We start from the raw sequence: 18,635 nt of genomic DNA on the forward strand, positions 1-18,635 counted from the left end.
GTCAGGTGTCACGCCGTCCGAAGCCGCCGCCCGGCCAGGGCCCCGCCGTCGTCTGGACGGGACGCAGCCCGCGCACGTTCGGCACCGCGTTCGTCGGCGCGGTGGCGCTGTCCGCGCTGCTGCTGACCCTCTCGACGGGCGAGGTCTCCTGGGCCGCGAACCCGACGATCTGGACGGCCGTCGCCCTCCTCGCCGCGCTCGTCGCCCTCGTCGCCTGGTCACGCGGCTCGACAATGGCCGCAGGCAGAGACTGGTTCCGCTCAGGCACCCAGTGGGTGAACACCACAAAACTGGCAAAGGTGAAGTTCACCCCCACCCCCCGCCCAACCCTGCACCTCGAGGACACCGCAGGCCGCGACCTAACCCTCAACCTCCTGGCCCTCTCCTCCCACCCACCCCTGTCCACCCACCTCACCACAACCCTCCGCCGCGCAACCCCCCTCCTCCCCCCAGACCCCCAAACCACCGACTACCTAAACTCCCTCTTACCCACCCCACCCACCCCCCGCCCCAAGACCCACACCCCGGCCCGCGCACCCCGACCCCAAAGGCCAACCCACCAAGACCCGCGCCGCCACGCACGCCCAAGCCGCAAAGTCGACCCGCCAAGGCCCGCACCCCGGGCCACGCGGCCACACACGCCCCGAACCCCAAAGGCCGACCCACCAAGGCACGCGCCGCCACGCACGTCCCGAGCCGCGAGAGTCTGCCGCCTAGGCCCGTGCTCCAGGCCGCGCCGCCGCGCGCGTCCTGAATCGCAAAGGTCGACCCACCAAGGGCCGCGCCGCCGCGCGCGTCCCACGCCGCAAAAGTCGGCCCGCAAGGCACGCGCGCGGGGCCGGGCCGCCGCGCACCGCCGGCGCCCGGCGTTCTGAGCCGCGAGAGGCGGCTCGCCAAGGCCCGTGCCTCGGGTCGCGCGGCTGGCCGCGCGCGCGTCCTGGGCGCGAAGGTCGGGCTCGGTGGGGTGGGGGTTAGTGGGTGAGGATTGTGGTGCTGCCGTGGCCGAAGAGGCCCTGGTTGACGGCTATGGCGACGGTGGGGGTGGTGACCTGGCGGTTGGTGGCGCGGCCCTGGAGTTGGCGGGTCAGTTCGCAGATCTGGGCGATGGCCTGGGCGGGGACGGCCTCGCCGAAGCTGGCCAGGCCGCCCGACGGGTTCACCGGGATGCGGCCGCCGATGGCGGTCTCGCCCGCGCGGAGCAGGGATTCGGCCTCACCGGGTGCGCAGAGGCCGATGTCCTCCATCCAGTCGAGTTCGAGCGCGGTCGAAAGGTCGTACACCTCCGCGACGGACACGTCGGACGGCCCCACCCCGGCCTCCTCGTAAGCGGCGTGCGCGAGGGCGGCGCGGAAGGGCCGCTCCGGCTCCGCGACGGTCATCGCCGCGTCGGTCGCGAAGTCGGGAAGGTCGATGACGGTCTTGGGGAAGGTCGGCGTCACCGTCGAGAGGCCGCTGACGCGCACGGGTGCGATCCCGCGCGCCCGCGCGAACTCCATCGACGTGAGGACGAGCGCGGCCCCGCCGTCGCTCGTCGCGCAGATCTCCATGAGGTGCAGCGGGCTCGCCACGACCGGCGATTCGAGCACCTCGGCGACGCTCGTCTCCTTGCGGTAGCGCGCGTTCGGGTTCGCCGCCCCGTGCTTGGCGTTCTTCACCTTGACGAGCGCGAAGTCCTCCGAGGTCGACCCGTAAAGGGCCATCCGCCGACGGGCCGCCAAGGCGAAGTACAGAGGGTTCGTCGCCCCGAGGAGCCGGAAGCGCAGCCAGTCCGGGTCGTCGGGACGGTCCCCGCCGACGGGCGCGAAGAACCCTTTCGGGGCCGCGTCCGCCCCCACGACGAGGGCGACGTCGGCGAGCCCGGCGAGGATCTGCGCCCGCGCGTTGGCGATCGCCTGCGCCCCCGACGCGCACGCCGCGTAGCTCGAAGACACCCGCGCGCCGTTCCACCCAAGTGCCTGCGCGAAGGTCGCCCCGGCGATGAACCCCGGGTACCCGTTGCGGATGGTGTCGGCCCCCGCGACGTACTGGACGTCGGTCCAGTCGAGCCCGGCGTCGGAGAGCGCCTCACGCGCGGCCGCGAGCCCGTACCCGACGAAGTTCCTGCCCCATTTCCCCCACGGGTGCATGCCCGTGCCGAGGACGGCGATCTCACGGCTCATGACGCGGGCCTCCACATCCAGGCGAGGTAGTCGTCCTCCCCGTCGGTGTACAGGGTGCCGACGGTGAGTTCGACCTCCTGCCCGACGGCGAGGTCGTCAACGGTCACCCCGGGCACGACCTGGCCGAGCACGACGATCTTCTCGGCCTCGAGTTCCACGGCCGCGACGACGTAGGGCCGGAACGGTTCCGGCGAGATGTACGGCGCGGGCGGTTTGTACCGGGAGTCGGCGTACGACCAGATCTTCCCCCGGGTGGAGAAGGTGTACGGCTCGAGCTCCGACCCGTCCTTGGCCCCGGCGCATCCGGGGTTGCGGCAGGCCATCTCGTTGCGCGGGAAGTAGGGCGTGCCGCACGCGGCGCACCGGGTCCCGACGAGGGCCGGTGGCTCAACCGAGAACCACCCCTCGACGGCCGTCTTCTGAGCCAACCGACACACCTCCAAAACCAACCAAGCGACCGCTTGACTATAACCGCAACCCCACCCCCGGCACACCCCGGGGGACTCCTCGAGAATTCCCGCGCCGCGCGCGAAGCCCCTCGATACCCTGCATGAATGGCAATGACGGATCAGCCGTGGTCGAACGTCGAGCCGTTGCCGCGGCTGAACGGCGACCTCGTTCCCGTACTCGAATCGGTACGCACCTTGCAACGCGCCTGGAAGGCCGTGGTGGCCTCCAACGACCCAGGATTCCGCGAGGCCCGCCGCCGCTCCCTGCGCCGCCATGCGATCGAGACCGGGATCATCGAGCGCCTGTACGACGTCGACTGGGGCGTGACCGAAGCCCTCGTCGCGGAAGGGCTGACCGCCGATGCCGCGGCCCGCGTGCCTGACGGGGTCATCTCCGAAGACGTGCTGGAGATAATCCGCTCGCAGTATGACGCCCTGGAGTTCCTCGCCGAGGCGGCCCGCGAAGGACGTGATGTCTCCGTCTCGTTGATCAAGGAACTCCATGTGGCGCTGACCAGGCGGCAGGCGACGTACACCGCGACCGGTCCCACCGGCCTGGTCTTCCAGGCCACACTCCACCACGGCCAGTGGAAGACGCAGGCCAATCATGTGACCCGGCCCGACGGATCGCGGCTGGAGTACACGCCGCCGGAACACGTCGCGTCGCAGATGGACGAGCTCGTCTTGCTTTACCGGGAGACCGAGGGAGAAGACCCACTCGTCCGCGCCGCCTGGTTGCATCACCGGTTCGTCAGGATTCACCCCTTCGAGGACGGCAACGGCCGCGTCGCCCGATGCCTCACCCTGCTGACCCTGCTCAAGTGCGACCTCGCCCCGCTCGTTGTGGATAGGCGCGAGCGTGATCGGTACCTGCGATGCCTCGACTCGGCGAACGAAGGCGATCTGCGGCCGCTGGCCAGGTTCTTCGCCGAGTTGGAGATCGTCGCGCTGCGCAGTGAGCTGGAGCGGCCGCCGGTGGACGTCAGCACGGCGGAGCCTGCCGTCGGCGCCCTTGCCGTGCTTGGCGCAGGTATCGACCGGCTGCGCGTCCTGCGCGCGGAGAGCGGGGCGAGCGAACGCGCGGCGCGCGTCGCGGACCTCGCCGCCGCCGTGCAGGAAAGGGTGGACGCCTGGATGACCGAGATGGCCGCCCGGTTCGGCGAGATGCTCCAGGAGGTCGACGCGCAGGCCAAAGCGACCGTGCAGAGCGCCGCGCCGCCGGATGACCGCGCCCGCTTCTGGCGATGGCAGGTCGTGCAGGCCGCACGCAGCGCGGACTTCTTCGCCAACATGCGCGACGGCGTCTGGTGGACCAGGCTCCGGCTTGCCGCCCTGGGCCAGGAACTCCGGTATCTGGTGTTCCTCCAGAAGGTCGGTCAGGGTGAGACCGGTGTCCTGGCTCTGACCGTGTACGCGGAGATGCCGAGCCGCGACGCCGAGGAAGGCGCTCGGCAGAGCGCCGATCCTGTCGTGGTCTCGACGCCGACCGAGACAGTGACCTGGTCCTACACCGAGGCGCCCGATGCTGACTGGCCGGGCACCGTCGATGTCCTGGAGACGACGCTCGCGGCGGCGCTGCACAAGTTCAGCTCCACTCTCGGCTAGCGGTCGGCGCGGATGCCCCGCGGGGGAAGGGAGATATAACCGCGAGGTCGGGTGGAAAGGGGAAGAACTTTCTTGCGGGCTGGGAGTTCCGGCGTCCGGTGTGGCGGGGGTGGCCCGTGGCGCTGAGTGCAGGGGGGTCGATGGGCGGGGGTCGGGTGGGCGGGCTGGCTGAGGTGTTCCGTGGGGTGTCGGGCAGGGCTGAGCTTGTGGGGGTGGAGATCGAGGTGGGGGTGGTCGATCCGGGCACCGGCGTGTCGCGGCCGTACGCGGGTGAGCGGGGGGTCGCGGCGCTGCTGGAGCGGGTCGCACGGCGGTGGCGCGGCGGCCGGGTGGTGGAGGGCGGCGCGCTCGCCGGGTTCCGGCGCGACGACGGCGCGGAGATCATGCTGGAGTCCGGCTGCGCGCTGGAGTACGGCTCACCCCCCGCCGACGGCCTCGCCGCGCTGGTCCGCCGCGTGCGGTCCGACCTCGCCCAGCTCGCCGAATGCGCCGACGAACTCGGCCTCGCCCTGCTGTCGGGCGCGCTCATGCCCTACAACCCGCCCGGCCACCGCACGTGGGCCCCCAAGCCGCAGATCCCGCTGATGCTCGAGTTCTTCCGCGCCGAGTTCGGCGACCGTTCGACGGGCTGGGCGGCGATGTCGCGCATCCTGTCGGTCCAGACGACCCTCGACTACACCGACGCCGCCGACCGCGACGCCAAGAACCGCACGGCCAACCTCGTCTCCCCGCTGGTCGCCGCCCTGTTCGTGAACTCCCCGGTCTGGGAGGGCGCGCTGACCGGGGCCATGTCGCACAGGCTGCGCCTGTGGGCGGGCGTCGACCCGCGCCGCACCGGTTTCCTCCCGCACGCCCTCGACGACCCGCTCGACCTCGACAAGTTCCTCGACGCGATCACCGGCCTCGCCCCGATCTTCCGCAAGATCGCGGGCGTCGCCGCACCCGTCCCCCCGGGCCACACCTTCCGCGACCTCCTGGACCACGGCTACGGCGACGGCACCTACCCCGACGCCGCCGACTGGACTGCCCTGCTGTCCACGTTGTGGCCCTTCGTCCGCCTGCGCAGAACCCTCGAACTGCGCGTCGCCGACGGCCCGTCGCACGCCGACTGGCCCACGGTCCCCGCCCTGTGGACGGGCCTGCTCTACGACGCGCGCTCAAGGGCCGAAGCCGCCGATCTCATGCGCGGCACGAGCGCGGCCGAGCTCAGCGCGCTGATCGCCGACATCGCCGAGGAGGGCCCGGCCGTCTCCTTCGGCGGCCTCCCCCTGCGCGCGCGCTGCGCCGATCTCGTCAGGATCGCCCGCGAAGGTCTGGAACGGAGGATCGCTGCGGGCCTTGAGGACGAGCACGTCGTCGCCCTGCTCGCGCCGATAGAGGCGGTCGCGGCAACCGGCGTAACGCCCGCCGAAAAGCTCACCGCCCTCTGGCCGACGAGATACGCGCACGACCCCGCGACCTACGTCGCCGACCACCGCTACCGCTTACCCGCGCCCGCCCGCCCGCGACCGACGAGCGGGCGGACGGACGCGGCACGCCTCCCCGCGCCGGCGCGAACGGCGTGGGGCGGCGCTTCGCCGAGGCCGGCGGACGGCACGTCTCTCCCCGACCGCCCCGAAGGGCCGCCGGACCGTCCGCCGTGGGCCTCAGACGTTCTGTGCCGTCTCCTTGGCCCACCTGTAGTCGGCCTTGCCTGCGGGAGACCTGCGCATCTCGGGAACGAACGCGTACGTGCGCGGCACCTTGTACCCCGACAGCTGGGCCCTGCAATGCGCGTCGAGGTCCGCCTCGGTGGTGCCGCCCTCGCGGAGCTGGACGACGGCGGCGACCCGCGACCCGAACCTGTCGTCCGGAATGCCGGTGACGACGGCGTCGAAGACTCCGGGATGCCCCTTCAGCACGGCTTCGACCTCTTCGGGGTAGACCTTCTCCCCGCCGGTGTTGATGGCCTGGGAGCCGCGCCCGTAGACGGCGATGGTCCCGTCCTCCTCGACCGTCGCGAGGTCTCCGGTGAGCAGCCAGCGCTTGCCGTCGACCACGGGGAAGGTCTTGGCGGTCTTCTCCGGGTCCTTGTAGTACCCGGAGGCGATGTACCCACTGCGCGCGACCTGCCCGATGACGCCCGAGCCCGGCTTGACCGGCTGGAGCGCGTCGTCGAGGACGGCGATGTCGGGCGCGTCCGGCGCGAACTTGAGGCCCTTCTCCGGCGACGACCCCGGCGTGGCCTGCGCGGTCGAGCCGGACTCGGTGGAGCCGAACCTGTCGAGGATCATCACGTTCGGCAGCAGCGCGCCGATCCGCGCCGCGACCGCGCCGGTGAAGATCGCACCCGTCGAGACATAAGCGAACAGGGACGAAAGGTCGTAGGTGTTCTTCTCCAGCGCGTCGGCCATCGGGATGGCCATGGCGTCGCCGGTGATGGTGAGGGAGTTGACCTTCTCGGTCTCGATCGCCCGCCAGACGCCGTCGCCGTCGAACTTGCGGACGAACACCATGGTCGCGCCGATCCACCAGCCGATCCACATGGCGACCTGGGCCGCGCCGTGCATCAGCGGCGCGACGGCCATCATCGTCAGCGGCCCGCTGTTCGCGGCGTGCTGCACCCAGCCGTCCGGGGTCTCCGGGGGCGGGTAGGTGGGGTTGGCGAACGCGTACAGGATGTCCTTGGTCGTCCAGATGACGCCCTTGGGCATGCCGGTCGTGCCGCCGGTGTAGATGATGTAGTGGTCGTCCTCGCTGCGCGGCGCGAACCCCCGCGTGTCGGGCTGGCCGGCGAGCAGCGCGTCGTACTCCAGCGCGCCCGGCACGCTCGACGGCCCGCGCACGGCGATGAGGTGCTTGAGCTTCGGCGCCTGCGGCGCGACCCCCGCGACCCGCTGGTCGAACTCGGTGTCGAACAGCAGCGCGACGATGTCGGAGTCCTCGTACAGGTAGCGCAGCTCGGCTTCGACGTACCGGTAGTTGACGTTCACCGGGACCGCGCGGATCTTCATCACCGCGACCAGCGCGGTGACGTACTCGATCCCGTTGTACAGCTGCATCCCGACATGGTCGCCGGCCTTGACGCCGAGCGACAGCAGGGCGTGGGCCAGCCGGTTGGCCTTCTTGTCGAGTTCGGCGAAGGTGAGGCGGTCGCCGTCACAGGCGACCGCGACGCGTTCGGGCAGGGCGTCCACGACGCCCTCGAACAGGTCGGCGTGATGGAAGAGGGTCATGGCTTCTCGCTTCCGACGATCCACATCGCGAAGAACTGGGCGCCTCCCCCGTAGGCGTGGCCGAGGGCGCGCCGCGCGCCGTCGACCTGGTGGTCGCCTGCCATGCCGCGCACCTGCAGTGCGGCCTCGGCGAACCTGATCATTCCTGACGCGCCGATCGGGTTGGACGACAGGACGCCGCCCGAGGCGTTCCAGGGGATGTCGCCCTTGAGCGACGTCGCCCCCGCCTCGGTGAGCTTCCAGCCCTCGCCCTCGGCACAGAAACCGAGGTTCTCCAGCCACATCGGCTCGTACCAGGAGAACGGGACATACACCTCGGCGACGTCGATCTCGGCGCGCGGATCGGTGATCCCCGCCTGCCGGTAGACGTCGGCCGCGCAGTCCTTGCCGCCCTGCGGGTTCACCGTGTCGCGGCCCGCGAAGAAGATCGGCTCGGACCGCATGGCGGTCCCGTGGACCCAGGCCGGAGGGTTGGGCGCCTGGCGGGCGGCGTCCTCACTGGCCAGGATCATCGCGCACGCCCCGTCAGACGACGGGCAGGTCTCCAGGTACCTGATCGGTTCCCAGAGCATCGGCGTCATCTCGACCATCTCGCGGGAGATGCCCGGGATCTTGAGGTGCGCGTACGGGTTGAGCAGGGCGTTCTCGCGGTCCTTGACCGCGACGAGCGTCCCGATGTGGTCGGGCGCGCCCGACCTGCGCATGTAGGCGCGGATGTGCGGGGCGAAGTAGCCGCCCGCGCCGACGACCAGCGACGTGCTGTGCGGCCCGCCGACGGTCAGCGCCCACGTCGCGTTCGACTCCGACTGCTTCTCCCAGGCGATGGTGAGCACCCGCTGGTGCACCCCCGACTGGATCATGCTCGCGGCGACGACCGCGGTGGAGCCGCCGACGGAGCCCGCGGTGTGCACGCGCATCATCGGCTTGCCCGTCGCGCCGAGGGCGTCGGCGAGGTACGCCTCGGGCATCATGACGCCCTCGAACATGTCGGGGGCCTTGCCGATGACGACGCAGTCGATGTCGTCCCAGGTGAGGGCGGCGTCGTCAAGCGCGCGCTGGGCCGCCTCGCGCAGGAGGCCCGCCATGGACACGTCAAGGCGCTTGGTCTGGTAGCGGGTCTGGCCGACGCCGATGATCGCGCAGGGGTTGCCCATGGTCATCCCTCCAGGACGGCGACGAGGTTCTGTTGCAGACACGGGCCGCTGGTGGCGTGGCCCAGGGTGCGGCGGTTCTCGCCGCGGTGGATGCGCGCGGCGGCCTCGCCGATCCGGATCAGGCCGGCGGCCATCATCGGGTTCGCCGCGAGCGGCCCGCCCGACGGGTTCACCACGACGTCGTCGCCGAGGTCAAGGGCCTCGCGCAGGATCAGTTCCTCGTGGCTGTACTGGACGTGCAGCTCGGCGACCTCGATGCCGGTCGCGCCCGCCTTCTGCCCGGCGATCCTCGCGGACGGCGACACCGACAGGTCGCGCGCGCCCGGCGAGTGCGGGTCAGCCCTGTGGTCGATGCCTCGGATCCACGCGGGGGTGAGGCCCGTGCGCGCGCTTATCTCGGCGACCTTGTCTCCGGTCGCCAGCACGACGACGGCCGCGCCGTCGGCCTCCGGCGCGACGTCGTGTACGCGGAGCGGGGCGACGTCGTAAGGCGCGTCGGCTGCGGGGTCGTCAAGGCTGAGGGCGAAGGGGTTGTCACGTCCGGCGGCACGTGAACGCGCCGCGACGGCCGTCAGGTCGCCCTCCTTCGCGCCGGAACGGGCGAGGTAGGCGCGCGCCTGGAGCGCGGCCATCGAGACGGCGTCGACGCCGAGTGGGGCGAGGTAGTAGGGGTCGTAGCCGCGCGTCAGGATCTCGCGCAGCGAACCCTGCGACGGCTTGCCGAACCCGTAGACCAGGGCGGTCTCGATCTCGGCGTACTGCATCTTCACCCACGCCTCGTACAGGGCCCAGGCCCCGTCCATCTCCACGTGGCTCTCGGAGATCGGCGGCCACGCCCCGACGGCGTCGAGCGCGGACACGAACGAGAACGGCGCGCCGAGCAGGTAGTCGTTGGAGCCGGAGCAGGTGAAGTCGAAGCGGGTGATCCCGACCTGCGCCTTGACCTCGGTGATCAGCGGGAGCAGCATCTCGGTCTCGGAGATGCCGTTCTCCTCAGCGCTGTGCCGCGACTGGGTGAACGCGACGATCGCGATGTCTTTCACATGTACTCCGCGATGGTGTCGAAGGGGACGTCCGGCTCGTCGATCGGCTCGAACCAGCGGATGTTGGAGATCGTGCGGCCCCACTCCTCGCGCGGCTTCCACACCGCGCGGACCCGCATGCCCATCCGGGCCTCCTCGGCGGGCATCCCCGCGACGAGCGCGACCATCGCGATGTCGGAGCCGTCCAGCAGCACGTAGGCCGACACGAACGGCACCTGCGGAGCGCGCGGGTCGGGCAGGTTGTTGACGGCGAAGGTGGTGACGGTCCCGGTGTCGGCGACCTCGACCTCCTCGGTCGTCGGGACGCCGTCCTTGGGGCACAGGCCCTTCATCGGGACGATGACCTTGGCGCACACCGGGCAGCGGTGGCCGAGAATCCGTCCCTCGGAGATGCCTTCGAGGAAGCGGCCGAGCGCGCGGCCCGGCTTGATGTCGTACTCGAGCCGCGACGGCGCCGTGATCATGGTGACGTCCGGGCGGAACGCCCTGATGTCGGAGATGTCGCCGACGCGTTCGGCGGCGGGCAGGTAGTCGGGACGCACCCGCATCCCGACCTTCAACCGCTTGGGCGGCTCGGCCCCGCGCTCGAACTCGCCGACGTCGAGGGCGTGCAGGATCGCGGTGTCCGCGCCGTCCGGGCGGATCAGCGCCCAGGCGAACGGCCGGTCGAGCGGGTGCGAGGCCAGCGGCTCGCCGACCCAGGCGAACGACTCCACGACGCCGCCGGGACCTACCTCGACGAACTCGTCGGTGACGGCGTGGCCGTTGGCCGGGTCGTACTCCAGCGGCGGGAACACCACACGGCCCGACGCGGCCCTGACGCCGACGAGCCTGCCGTCGCGCAGCTCGGAAAGGAACCGTCCGATGACCGGGCCGACCGACCGGGTGTAACCGCCCGGGAACTCCAGTGCGTGGTTGGTGGGCAAGAGGGACTCCAGGCTCAGATCGAGGTGGCGCGGTCGGCCCAGTACGGGTCGCGGAGCTTGCGCTTCAGCAGCTTGCCGTTGGGTTCGCGGGGCAGCGCGTCGGTGTAGTCGATCGTGCGCGGCCACTTCATCTTGGCGAGGCGCGGCTTCAGGTACTCGAAGATCTCCTCGGTGAGCGCGTCACCGGGCTCGATCCCGACGGCGGGTTCGATGACCGCCTTGATCTCCTCGCCCCACTCCTCGTTCGGAATGCCGAAGACCGCGACGTCGGCGACCTTCGGGTGGAGGATGATCTCGTTCTCGATCTCGGCGGGGTAGATGTTCGCCCCGCCCGAGATGATCATGTCGGACTTGCGGTCGGACAGGAACAGGTGGCCGTCCTCGGTGAGGTAGCCGATGTCGCCGACCGTGAAGAAGTCGCGCAGGCGCTCTTTGGCCGTCTTGTCCGGGTCGCCCTTGTACTCGAACTGGACGCCGGCCATCTTCATGTAGATGGTGCCGGGGGTGCGCGGCGGCACCTCCTCGCCGTTCTCGTCCACGATGAGCAGCTCGGAGATCGGCCACGCGGTGCCGACCGTGCCGGGGTTGGCCAGCCAGTCCTCAGGCGAGGCGATCGTGCCGCCGCCCTCGGTGGCCGCGTAGTACTCCCAGATGCACAGGCCCCACCACTCGATCATCTGCTGCTTCAGCGGGACCGGGCAGGGTGCGGCGGCGTGGATCGCCCACTTCATGGACGACACGTCGTACCGCTCGCGGACGTCCTTCGGCAGCGTCAGCATCCGCTTGAAGTGCGTCGGGACCATGTGGGTGTTGCTGATCTTGTACTTCTCGATCAGCCGGAGGGTCTCCTCCGCCTCCCACTTGTCCATGTAGACCAGCGTGTGGCCCATGTGCAGCGCGGAGCCGCCGAACTGCGTCACCGCGGTGTGGTAGTTCGGCGACGTGACGAGATGGGCCTCATGGCCGCCGCCCGCCGGACGGCCCGGCGTGAAGCCGAAGAACGTCAGCAGGAACGTCATCAGTTCGGCGCTGTCGTCGGGGTCGATGCCCGCCAGCGCGCGGCGGACGCCCTTGGGACGGCCCGTCGTGCCCGACGTGTAGTGCATCGTCGCGCCGTTACCGCGATCCTCCGGCTTGGTGTCGGGGGCGTCCTTGGTGAACGTCTCGACGGGGATGAAGCCGGGGACGTCGCCGAACGCGAAGCGGCGGGAGGCGTCGATGCCCGCCTCGTCCGCGCCGCGCACGCCTTCTTCGGCGTTCCGTTCGTGCACGAAGAACGCCTTGGCCTCGCTGTCGGCCACGATGTAGCCGATCTCGGGGCCGGTCAGATGCCAGTTGATCGGGGTGTAGTACCAGCCGGCCTGGAGGGCGGCGAGGTACAGCACGAGGCCGTCGACGCCGTTGGGGACGAGGCCGCAGAGGCCGTCGCCCTTCTCAAGGCCGAGCCCGCGCAGCGCGTGTACCAGGCGGTTCGCGCGGGCGAGCAGCTCCCCCGCGGTGTGCTCGGTGCCGTCGGGGTCGACGGCCGCGATCCATTGCGGATCCTTCTCCGCGAGCCGCCAGAAGCCCAGCGTGCCCATGACCATCTCCCTTGCACTCGGGGGTGGGGTGCTGTGAGACTCAAGTCCAGAACCCGAGTAGATCACGTTCTAGTTTGAGTCGGCAAGGGGATGGTTTCTCTTGTTGTACTGCTGATCTCCTACCTAGAATCTGTTCTTGTTGCATGCCTGTTGTACGACCGTCGCACGCCGACTTCGAGGAGCGCCCGAGGATGCCGGAGAAGCTGCCGATCAGCACCGACCACTGCACCGTCGAGCAGGACGGCCATGTAGTCATCGTGACGATGAACCGGCCAGAAGCCAAGAACGCGTTGAGCAGTGACATGCTCGTCGGCATGGCCGACGCGTTCGCCTACATCTCCGCGGACCCGTCGGTGCGGGTCGGCGTGCTCACCGGAGCGGGCGGCGACTTCTGCGCGGGCGCGGACCTGAAGGCCATGGGCACGCCCTCGAAGGACGAACGCGTGCGGCAGCGGGCGTCGGAGATCACGAACTACCACTGGAAGGGCCTGCTGCGCGAGGCCGTCCCGACCAAGCCGATCATCGCGGCGATCGAGGGCTACGCCGTCGCGGGCGGCACCGAACTGCTGCTCGGCACCGACCTGCGGGTCGTCGCCGAGGACGCGACCCTCGGCCTGTTCGAGGCGCGGCGCGGCCTGTTCCCGATGGGCGGCAGCGCGATCCGGCTGCCCCGTCAGATCGGGTACGCGGCGGCGATGGACATCCTCATCACCGCGCGCGAGGTCTCCCCCGCCGAGGCGCTGTCGCTGGGGCTCATCAACAAGGTCGTGCCGAAGGGCGAGGCGCTGAAGGCGGCGCTCGAACTCGCCGACGCCGTCGCGGCCAGCGCGCCCCTTTCGGTGCAGGCCATCCTGCGCGTCTACCGGGAGACCGCGCACCTGCCCGAGGAAGAGGCCCTCAAGGTGCAGGACGAGATCGGCTGGAAGGTCATGGGCTCCGAGGACGCCAAGGAGGGCACCCGCGCCTTCCGCGAGAAGCGCCCCGCCGACTTCAAGGGCGTCTGACGGACTCCCCCAGACGTCACAACCGGCCGAAAAGTTCGCGTTACGGCCGAGACAGGCCACATCCGATTGTTACGCCCCGGTAGCGGTATGCCTCCTTACAGGAGGTCGATATGTCCGCTACAGAACGCACACGATGGGCCGAGCGCCGCGCCAACCCGGTGAGCCGCGCGATCGGCCTGGTCACCTGGCTCGTTGTCGCCATCCTCATCATCGGCATGCTCCTCGTCTGGGGCGACGCCAACCGCGGCAACGACCTGGTGAACCTGGTCCTCAACTCCGGCGAATGGCTCGCCACCCCCTTCAACGACGTCTTCACCCCTTCCTCCCACGACGCCGCCATCTACCAGAACTGGACCCTGGCCGCCGTCGTCTACTGGGCCCTGGGAAACCTCCTGGCCTACCTAACCCGCCGCTAACCCCCAAAGGGCGACCGCGCGTTCACGCGGCCGCCCTTTGCCATGCCTGCGGCCTTAGGCGAATTCGGAGGTGTTGAGGGTGAAGGAGAAGGGTGGGGGGAGGGCGAGGTCGTCGCCGAAGGCCGCGCTCTTCGAGAGCGCGTAGACGCCCGTCCCCTGGTCGGGCTCGAACATCGCGGTCGTGGTCCTCGCCTTGCGGTCAACAAGAAGATAAATCGGGATTCCGGCCTTGGCATACGAGCGGTACTTGATAACCCTGTCCCGCTGGACGTCCTGCGACGTCACCTCAACGACCATCTCCACGCCGTCGGGGTCCATCCACGACTCCTCGTCACGGAACGGCCCGATGCGCCGTGGGGCGACGACAAGATCCGGAATCACATGATTCTTCGGCGAGATCGCATCAGTGACGCCGAGGTGTATCCCACGATTCCCGGATATCGCCATCCGCTCCGCCGAACCACGCACAATCTGCTCAGTGATCAACGACACGACATCCTCGTGCATCCCACCGGGAGGCCGAACAACGGTGATCACCCCTTCCAGCAGTTCCGCCCGGAACCCCTCAGGAATCTCCATCCCTAGGAACCCATCCAAAAGCCCTCGACTACGCGCCAACGACTCCCCCATAACCTCCGCCACCATGCCACCCCTCCCGTCACCCCAAACACAGCCCACAGGCCCAGCACCGCCCACCCACCCCCACCCAAGGCAACCAGAACACTACTACCGCCGCCTGGGCCGCGACCAGCCGCAGGTCCACGTCTCGCCTATCACAACCAAACCGGAAATCACCCTGGTCAGCGTACTCCTCCGAATCAATCAAGATCCACCAAACCCGTCACTAACCCCAAAAGGGCGACCGCGCGTTCACGCGGCCGCCCTTTGGTCTGTTTGAAGGTTTAGTCGAATGCGACGGTTTCCAGGTCGAAGCCGAAGGGGTGGGGAAGCGCGATCGTCTTCCCGAATGCGACGGTCGTGTGCTTGGTGTAGGCCGCGGCTGCGGGGTCCGGCTCGCTGAGAAGGCTGACGGTCCGCGCGTCGCGGTCGACCAGCAGGTAGAGAGGGATCTCGGTTCTCGCGTAGGCACGGCATTTGAGGACGCGATCGCGGTAGGCGTCGCGTGAGGTGACCTCGACGACCATGGCCACCCCGTCGGCGTCAGTCCAGGAGGCTTCGCCGTCAAAGAGGTCAAGCTCCTCAGGCGCAAGGACGACGTCCGGAATCACCCGCGCCGGCGTGACACCCCCGCCAGCACGCAGCCGCAGCCCCAGATTGCCCGACACGCTCATGTCAACCGCCGAGTTCCGCACCACCTGCTTCACAATCGCCGAAACAGCACGCTCGTGCCTCGCCGACGGGGGTGGCGAAGCGAAGAACTCTCCTTCTACGAGCTCCACGCGGAACCCCTCCGGAGTGCCCATTCGGAGGAACGCGTCCAGCAACCACCGGTCATCATCGGACAAACCGTCCGCCAGCCGCGCGGTCACAGAACCCCCTCCGTCATCGCCCTCAGAACGCACGCCCGCAACATCCCCCAACACCGAAAGTCACCGAAACACTACCCAACCGAGCCTCACCCCGCCGGGAGGTCCCCGAAAAACCCCGCCGAGTCTCCGGTGTGACGGGTGGTCCAAAGAGGGATGGGGGTTACGTCGGCTTGAGTGAGGCCGATGTGGGGGTTGGGTTGGATGAGGAGGGTGGGGGTTCCGGAGGTGGTTCGGTTGTGGGCCCAGGTGTGGTCGGCGGGGGTGAAGTCGTCGTCTATCCAGATGAGGGGTTCTTTGTGGAGGGCGGCGACGGTGTCGCGTTTCCAGAGGTAGCCGTTGGGGTGGCTCGTGGTGAGGGGAAGCCGGGGAAGGTCGACGTAATCCCAGGCGGGCAGGGCGAGGCGGGTGCCGATGAGGGGGTGGGCGTCGGCGCGCCAGCTCGTGCACCACAGCGGGGTGAGCGGCAGGCGGGCGACGAGGTCGAGCAGGAGGCGGCCGGTGGTGGGGTTGAGCCAGATCTTGACGGGTTCGGCGTGGCCGGTGGGGGTGACGTGGTGGGTGTGGAATCCGTCGGGGATCTGGCCGTCGGGGGTGGGGAAGGGGATGTGGACGCCGTCGATGTCGCAGAGCAGGTGCATTGGTCACCTTCTTAGGAGGATGACGACTTGGTCGGTTCTGTCGGTTGTGCGGAGGGTGAGGGCGAGTCGTCCTCCGGGGCGTAGGACGCGGGCGCTGTGTGCGGTCAATGGGAGGGGGTCGGTGAAGGAGAACGCGCCGAAGATCGACAGGACGAGGTCATAGGACCCGGACGGCTGCGAGCCGAGGAACGCGGTCGCGTCGGACTGGACGAACGACAGGCCCGGAATCTCCCGGTAGGTCTCCCGGGCGCGGTCGATCTTGGCCGGGTCGTGGTCGACGCCGACGGCCAACGCGCCGTGCTGGTAGGCCAGGTGGGCGAGGTTGTGTCCGGAGCCGCAGCCGAGTTCCAGGACCCGTCGTCCGGTGAGGTCGCCCAGGACGCTCAGCGGGGGGCCGATCCCCGGGGCGCGGGTCCACTCGAAGCGATCGGGGATCAGGCGCGAAGGAGGTCGGCGGCCTCGGTCAGGTGGCGGTTGATGGCGGAGGTCCATGCGTCTTCGGCTCCCTGGGCCCAGCCGAGGGCGATCTGGTGGGCGAACCAGTCCGCGGCCCACAGGCGGTGCCAGCCGAGCGCCCAGCGCGCGGCGGACAGGCCGCCTCGGGGGCTTGTAACGGTTTGCGCGCCTCCCGCGGCGACGTAGGCGGCGAGGGTCTCGGCGAGCCGGTCGGGGTCGGGTGGGTCGAGGGTGCCGTGCCAGGAGGCGAGGTCGAGCAGGCCGGGCCCCCGGAACGCCCGCGCGAAGTCCAGCAGGTGCGTGCCGCGCGCGCCGACGTGGACGGACGTCGGATGCCACTCGGAGTGGCACAGCCCGAACGGGGGCAGACCGGACCCTTCGGCCCTTGCGTCAGCGACCTTCGCCAGCGCCCACACCACCTCCGGGACGTCGACGCCGACATCGGTCAGCCGGGCGGCGACCCGGTCGGGCATGGCGGCGAGGCGGGGCCCGTCGAGGGTCGGCAGCGGCCCGGTGGCGGCGACCCTGTGGACGCGGACGGCCAGCGCCGCGCCCTCGGCGTCGGACGCGTCCCGCAGGCTCGGCCCCAGATCGCTCAGCAGCATGCCGAGCAGCCCGGGCACATGGGCCACCGCGAGCCGCTGCGGAACCGGCAATCCCGCGTCCTCGGCGACGCCGAGCGCCACGTCCTCCTCGGCGAACGGGCCTTCGGCGTACTTGAACACCGCCGTGGTCCCGTCGGGGAAGGTGAGCCGTTCCACACCGGAACGGGCCCACACCCGGATCTGCTCGCGCTGCGCCGGTCCGTGCCCGACCCTGTCGAGCAACTGGACGAGGACGCCGTCGACCTCACAGGCGTGCAAGACGTCTCCCCTCCTAGCGCGCTGGACGAACACGGCACGCCTCAACTGCCGCGATCCACGAGTCCTTCAAGGCCGCGAGCTCCGCCCGGAACCGCTCCATCGACGCCCCGTAAGGCACGACCGCCCCGCCCGACTGGTTCGGCACCGACTGGCACCCGTGCACGAGCCGTCCGCCGAGCGCGGTGTGCGCGCGGACGAGCTCGAGCCGCCGCGCCTCGTTGAACCAGCCGCCGTGGTAGACCTCGTCCAGCATGTCGCCTTCGGCGTCGGACAGGTCGAACACCGCGCGGGTCGTGGAGTTGAAGAACCAGGCGGGGCCGATGTTCGTGATCTCGCCGGTCAGCTCGACCTTGTTGAGCGCCATGAACGTTCCGGCCTGCCGCAGCATCGTCAGGTGCTCGGGCCCTATGCCGGGAAGGCCCAGGTCGTCAAGGTGCTCGGCGCGGAACACGTACCGGTAGACCTCCCAGCCGATCCGCAGGACCGTCGCGACGTCCTCGGTACGGGTCGCGTTCGCCTGGATGTACTCGAGCGCGATCTGCTCCAACGACCTCGCCGACGTCTCCCGCGCGCCGAGCATGTCGCGTTCGACCCGGTGCCACGGGATGACGAGCCAGGAATGGTCGGTGAACCTGAAGAAGTACTCGGCCGGGTCGAGCGTGATCCGGTGGCCGTCGACGGTGATTCCGGGGATGCGGCTCCAACGCGGGTCGAACGCCTCGGGCAGGTCGACGCTGACGACGGAGACGGACTGCTGGGTCTTCACAAGGGCTCCCTTCCAACGGGTGATCCGCCCCCAACAGTGCGTGCCGCGCCCTGCCGCCGACCAGGGATTTCACCGGCTTTCACCGGCCCCGACCATCAGACGATCTTGTACTGCGCGTGCGGGATCGCCCGCTCCCACACCATCTCGAACGACCCGACGAGTTCCCGCACCACCCGCAGATCAGAGATGTACTCGAACGCCTCAGGCAGATGGTCCCCGTTGCCCGCGTTGTGGTTGAAGACCACGAGCCGCTGGTCGTACATCCAGTAGTCGGCGTGCGGCAGCAGGATCCCCGACGCCTGACGCCTCGGCAGCCACCGCACCTCCTCACCCGCGTCGACGTTCTCGTCGGTCACCATGTGCTCATACCGGATGAAGTCCGACACCGGCTCCGACACGATCCGCGCCCTCCGCACCCGTACCCCGCGCCCGACGGCCTCGCCGATCAGCCGCTTCCACCGGCCGCCGTCGTCTATCCGGCCGCTCCCTCCGGCCTGCCAGTCCGCGAACCCCTGACTCGGCCCATAGTGGTCACGCATCTCCAGATGCACCGCCGACCGCGTCGCCTTCGACAACAGGTCAGCGAACCCCGGCTGCCCGTGCCCGCGCAGGCCCTGCTCATAGGACGTCACCGCGTCCACGATCATCTGCCGCATCGACGCCGGCAACCACACCACCGCCTCGTCCTCGGCGATGGCCCCGTGCTCCCTGATCAGCGCGAGCACCGCCGGATCGGTGACGACCCTTCCCTGGAACAGGCAGTCACCCGTCACCGGGTCCACGAAGACCGCGGGGCAGTACTCCTTCTCCGACGTGGGGTCCTGCCCCACAAAATCCAGACGCTCCGGCTTAGAGGCACCTCCTCAACCGC

At 69.9% G+C, this 18,635-nt stretch carries 19 protein-coding genes and 1 pseudogene; 4 read left to right on the top strand and 16 right to left on the bottom strand.

The window, feature by feature from the left end:
• Nucleotide 1: 1 nt before the first annotated feature.
• The 3 genes from R9X44_RS28680 to R9X44_RS28690 form a co-directional block, all read right to left on the bottom strand.
• A complete protein-coding gene (locus R9X44_RS28680; protein ID WP_319817429.1) occupies nt 2–310 on the bottom strand; it encodes a hypothetical protein in 309 nt (102 codons plus the stop codon).
• A 661-nt stretch (nt 311–971) separates the two neighbouring features.
• Entirely contained in the window at nt 972–2,159 is a 1,188-nt protein-coding gene (locus R9X44_RS28685) for a lipid-transfer protein (protein ID WP_319817430.1), read from the bottom strand.
• Nucleotides 2,156–2,587 carry a Zn-ribbon domain-containing OB-fold protein gene (locus R9X44_RS28690; protein ID WP_319817431.1) on the bottom strand — a complete coding sequence of 144 codons (432 nt, stop codon included), beginning with the start codon at nt 2,585–2,587 and terminating at the stop codon, nt 2,156–2,158. The genes R9X44_RS28685 and R9X44_RS28690 overlap by 4 nt, the downstream gene beginning before the upstream one ends.
• A 126-nt stretch (nt 2,588–2,713) precedes the next feature.
• Here R9X44_RS28690 and R9X44_RS28695 point away from each other — a divergent pair, with 126 nt between their 5' ends.
• Together R9X44_RS28695 and R9X44_RS35830 are read left to right on the top strand one after the other, a co-directional pair.
• Nucleotides 2,714–4,213 (top strand): Fic family protein, encoded by a 1,500-nt coding sequence (locus R9X44_RS28695; protein ID WP_319817432.1) that lies wholly within the window; start codon nt 2,714–2,716, stop codon nt 4,211–4,213.
• A 383-nt stretch (nt 4,214–4,596) separates the two neighbouring features.
• Nucleotides 4,597–5,340 (top strand): annotated as a pseudogene (locus tag R9X44_RS35830) (glutamate-cysteine ligase family protein); the annotation flags it as partial.
• A 30-nt stretch (nt 5,341–5,370) separates the two neighbouring features.
• Here the strand turns inward: R9X44_RS35830 and R9X44_RS28705 are convergent.
• The 6 genes from R9X44_RS28705 to R9X44_RS28730 all read right to left on the bottom strand — a co-directional run bounded on the left by R9X44_RS28705 (nt 5,371) and on the right by R9X44_RS28730 (nt 12,131).
• Nucleotides 5,371–5,661 carry a hypothetical protein gene (locus R9X44_RS28705; protein ID WP_319817434.1) on the bottom strand — a complete coding sequence of 97 codons (291 nt, stop codon included), beginning with the start codon at nt 5,659–5,661 and terminating at the stop codon, nt 5,371–5,373.
• A gap of 198 nt (nt 5,662–5,859) precedes the next feature.
• Complete coding sequence (locus tag R9X44_RS28710; protein ID WP_319817435.1) at nt 5,860–7,428, bottom strand: acyl-CoA synthetase; 1,569 nt, start codon at nt 7,426–7,428, stop codon at nt 5,860–5,862.
• Nucleotides 7,425–8,582, bottom strand: a complete 1,158-nt coding sequence (locus tag R9X44_RS28715; protein ID WP_319817436.1) for a thiolase domain-containing protein — start codon at nt 8,580–8,582, stop codon at nt 7,425–7,427. The genes R9X44_RS28710 and R9X44_RS28715 overlap by 4 nt, the downstream gene beginning before the upstream one ends.
• 2 nt (nt 8,583–8,584) lie before the next feature.
• Nucleotides 8,585–9,625, bottom strand: coding sequence for a thiolase domain-containing protein (locus tag R9X44_RS28720; protein ID WP_319817437.1), 1,041 nt, complete (start codon nt 9,623–9,625; stop codon nt 8,585–8,587).
• Complete coding sequence (locus tag R9X44_RS28725) at nt 9,622–10,551, bottom strand: Zn-ribbon domain-containing OB-fold protein (RefSeq protein WP_319817438.1); 930 nt, start codon at nt 10,549–10,551, stop codon at nt 9,622–9,624. The genes R9X44_RS28720 and R9X44_RS28725 overlap by 4 nt, the downstream gene beginning before the upstream one ends.
• Nucleotides 10,552–10,565: 14 nt before the next feature.
• On the bottom strand, nt 10,566–12,131 hold the full coding sequence (locus tag R9X44_RS28730) for an acyl-CoA synthetase (protein WP_319817439.1): 1,566 nt from the start codon (nt 12,129–12,131) through the stop codon (nt 10,566–10,568).
• Between the two features lie 191 nt (nt 12,132–12,322).
• Here R9X44_RS28730 and R9X44_RS28735 point away from each other — a divergent pair, with 191 nt between their 5' ends.
• A complete protein-coding gene (locus tag R9X44_RS28735; RefSeq protein ID WP_319817473.1) occupies nt 12,323–13,135 on the top strand; it encodes a crotonase/enoyl-CoA hydratase family protein in 813 nt (270 codons plus the stop codon).
• Nucleotides 13,136–13,245: 110 nt separating this feature from the next.
• Nucleotides 13,246–13,551 carry a hypothetical protein gene (locus R9X44_RS28740; protein ID WP_319817440.1) on the top strand — a complete coding sequence of 102 codons (306 nt, stop codon included), beginning with the start codon at nt 13,246–13,248 and terminating at the stop codon, nt 13,549–13,551.
• Nucleotides 13,552–13,605: 54 nt separating this feature from the next.
• On the opposite strand, the gene R9X44_RS28745 is transcribed toward R9X44_RS28740, so the two are convergent.
• The 7 genes from R9X44_RS28745 to R9X44_RS28775 form a co-directional block, all read right to left on the bottom strand.
• Nucleotides 13,606–14,130 (bottom strand): Uma2 family endonuclease, encoded by a 525-nt coding sequence (locus tag R9X44_RS28745; protein WP_319817441.1) that lies wholly within the window; start codon nt 14,128–14,130, stop codon nt 13,606–13,608.
• 323 nt (nt 14,131–14,453) lie between these two features.
• Nucleotides 14,454–15,041, bottom strand: coding sequence for a Uma2 family endonuclease (locus tag R9X44_RS28750; protein ID WP_319817442.1), 588 nt, complete (start codon nt 15,039–15,041; stop codon nt 14,454–14,456).
• Between the two features lie 86 nt (nt 15,042–15,127).
• Nucleotides 15,128–15,679, bottom strand: a complete 552-nt coding sequence (locus R9X44_RS28755) for a hypothetical protein (protein WP_319817443.1) — start codon at nt 15,677–15,679, stop codon at nt 15,128–15,130.
• Between the two features lie 3 nt (nt 15,680–15,682).
• Complete coding sequence (locus R9X44_RS28760; protein WP_319817444.1) at nt 15,683–16,171, bottom strand: class I SAM-dependent methyltransferase; 489 nt, start codon at nt 16,169–16,171, stop codon at nt 15,683–15,685.
• Complete coding sequence (locus tag R9X44_RS28765; RefSeq protein ID WP_319817445.1) at nt 16,114–16,998, bottom strand: hypothetical protein; 885 nt, start codon at nt 16,996–16,998, stop codon at nt 16,114–16,116. The genes R9X44_RS28760 and R9X44_RS28765 overlap by 58 nt, the downstream gene beginning before the upstream one ends.
• Before the next feature lie 13 nt (nt 16,999–17,011).
• Nucleotides 17,012–17,764: a hypothetical protein gene (locus R9X44_RS28770; RefSeq protein ID WP_319817446.1), complete on the bottom strand. Its 753-nt coding sequence runs from the start codon at nt 17,762–17,764 to the stop codon at nt 17,012–17,014.
• Between the two features lie 95 nt (nt 17,765–17,859).
• Nucleotides 17,860–18,594 carry a DUF6879 family protein gene (locus R9X44_RS28775; protein ID WP_319817447.1) on the bottom strand — a complete coding sequence of 245 codons (735 nt, stop codon included), beginning with the start codon at nt 18,592–18,594 and terminating at the stop codon, nt 17,860–17,862.
• Nucleotides 18,595–18,635: the final 41 nt, after the last annotated feature.

The sequence above is a fragment of the Actinocorallia sp. A-T 12471 genome (assembly GCF_033875155.1).
In the GTDB taxonomy this organism is placed as follows: domain Bacteria; phylum Actinomycetota; class Actinomycetes; order Streptosporangiales; family Streptosporangiaceae; genus Actinocorallia.

Bases quoted from the DNA above. Each gene is read 5' to 3' on its own strand.
- R9X44_RS28685 (WP_319817430.1), bottom strand. From the start codon at position 2,159: ATGAGCCGTGAGATCGCCGTCCTCGGCACGGGCATGCACCCGTGGGGG.
- R9X44_RS28695 (WP_319817432.1), top strand. From the start codon at position 2,714: ATGGCAATGACGGATCAGCCGTGGTCGAACGTCGAGCCGTTGCCGCGG.
- R9X44_RS28710 (WP_319817435.1), bottom strand. From the start codon at position 7,428: ATGACCCTCTTCCATCACGCCGACCTGTTCGAGGGCGTCGTGGACGCC.
- R9X44_RS28715 (WP_319817436.1), bottom strand. From the start codon at position 8,582: ATGGGCAACCCCTGCGCGATCATCGGCGTCGGCCAGACCCGCTACCAG.
- R9X44_RS28730 (WP_319817439.1), bottom strand. From the start codon at position 12,131: ATGGGCACGCTGGGCTTCTGGCGGCTCGCGGAGAAGGATCCGCAATGG.
- R9X44_RS28735 (WP_319817473.1), top strand. From the start codon at position 12,323: ATGCCGGAGAAGCTGCCGATCAGCACCGACCACTGCACCGTCGAGCAG.
- R9X44_RS28740 (WP_319817440.1), top strand. From the start codon at position 13,246: ATGTCCGCTACAGAACGCACACGATGGGCCGAGCGCCGCGCCAACCCG.
- R9X44_RS28745 (WP_319817441.1), bottom strand. From the start codon at position 14,130: ATGGAGATTCCTGAGGGGTTCCGGGCGGAACTGCTGGAAGGGGTGATC.
- R9X44_RS28755 (WP_319817443.1), bottom strand. From the start codon at position 15,679: ATGCACCTGCTCTGCGACATCGACGGCGTCCACATCCCCTTCCCCACC.
- R9X44_RS28760 (WP_319817444.1), bottom strand. From the start codon at position 16,171: ATGGACCTCCGCCATCAACCGCCACCTGACCGAGGCCGCCGACCTCCT.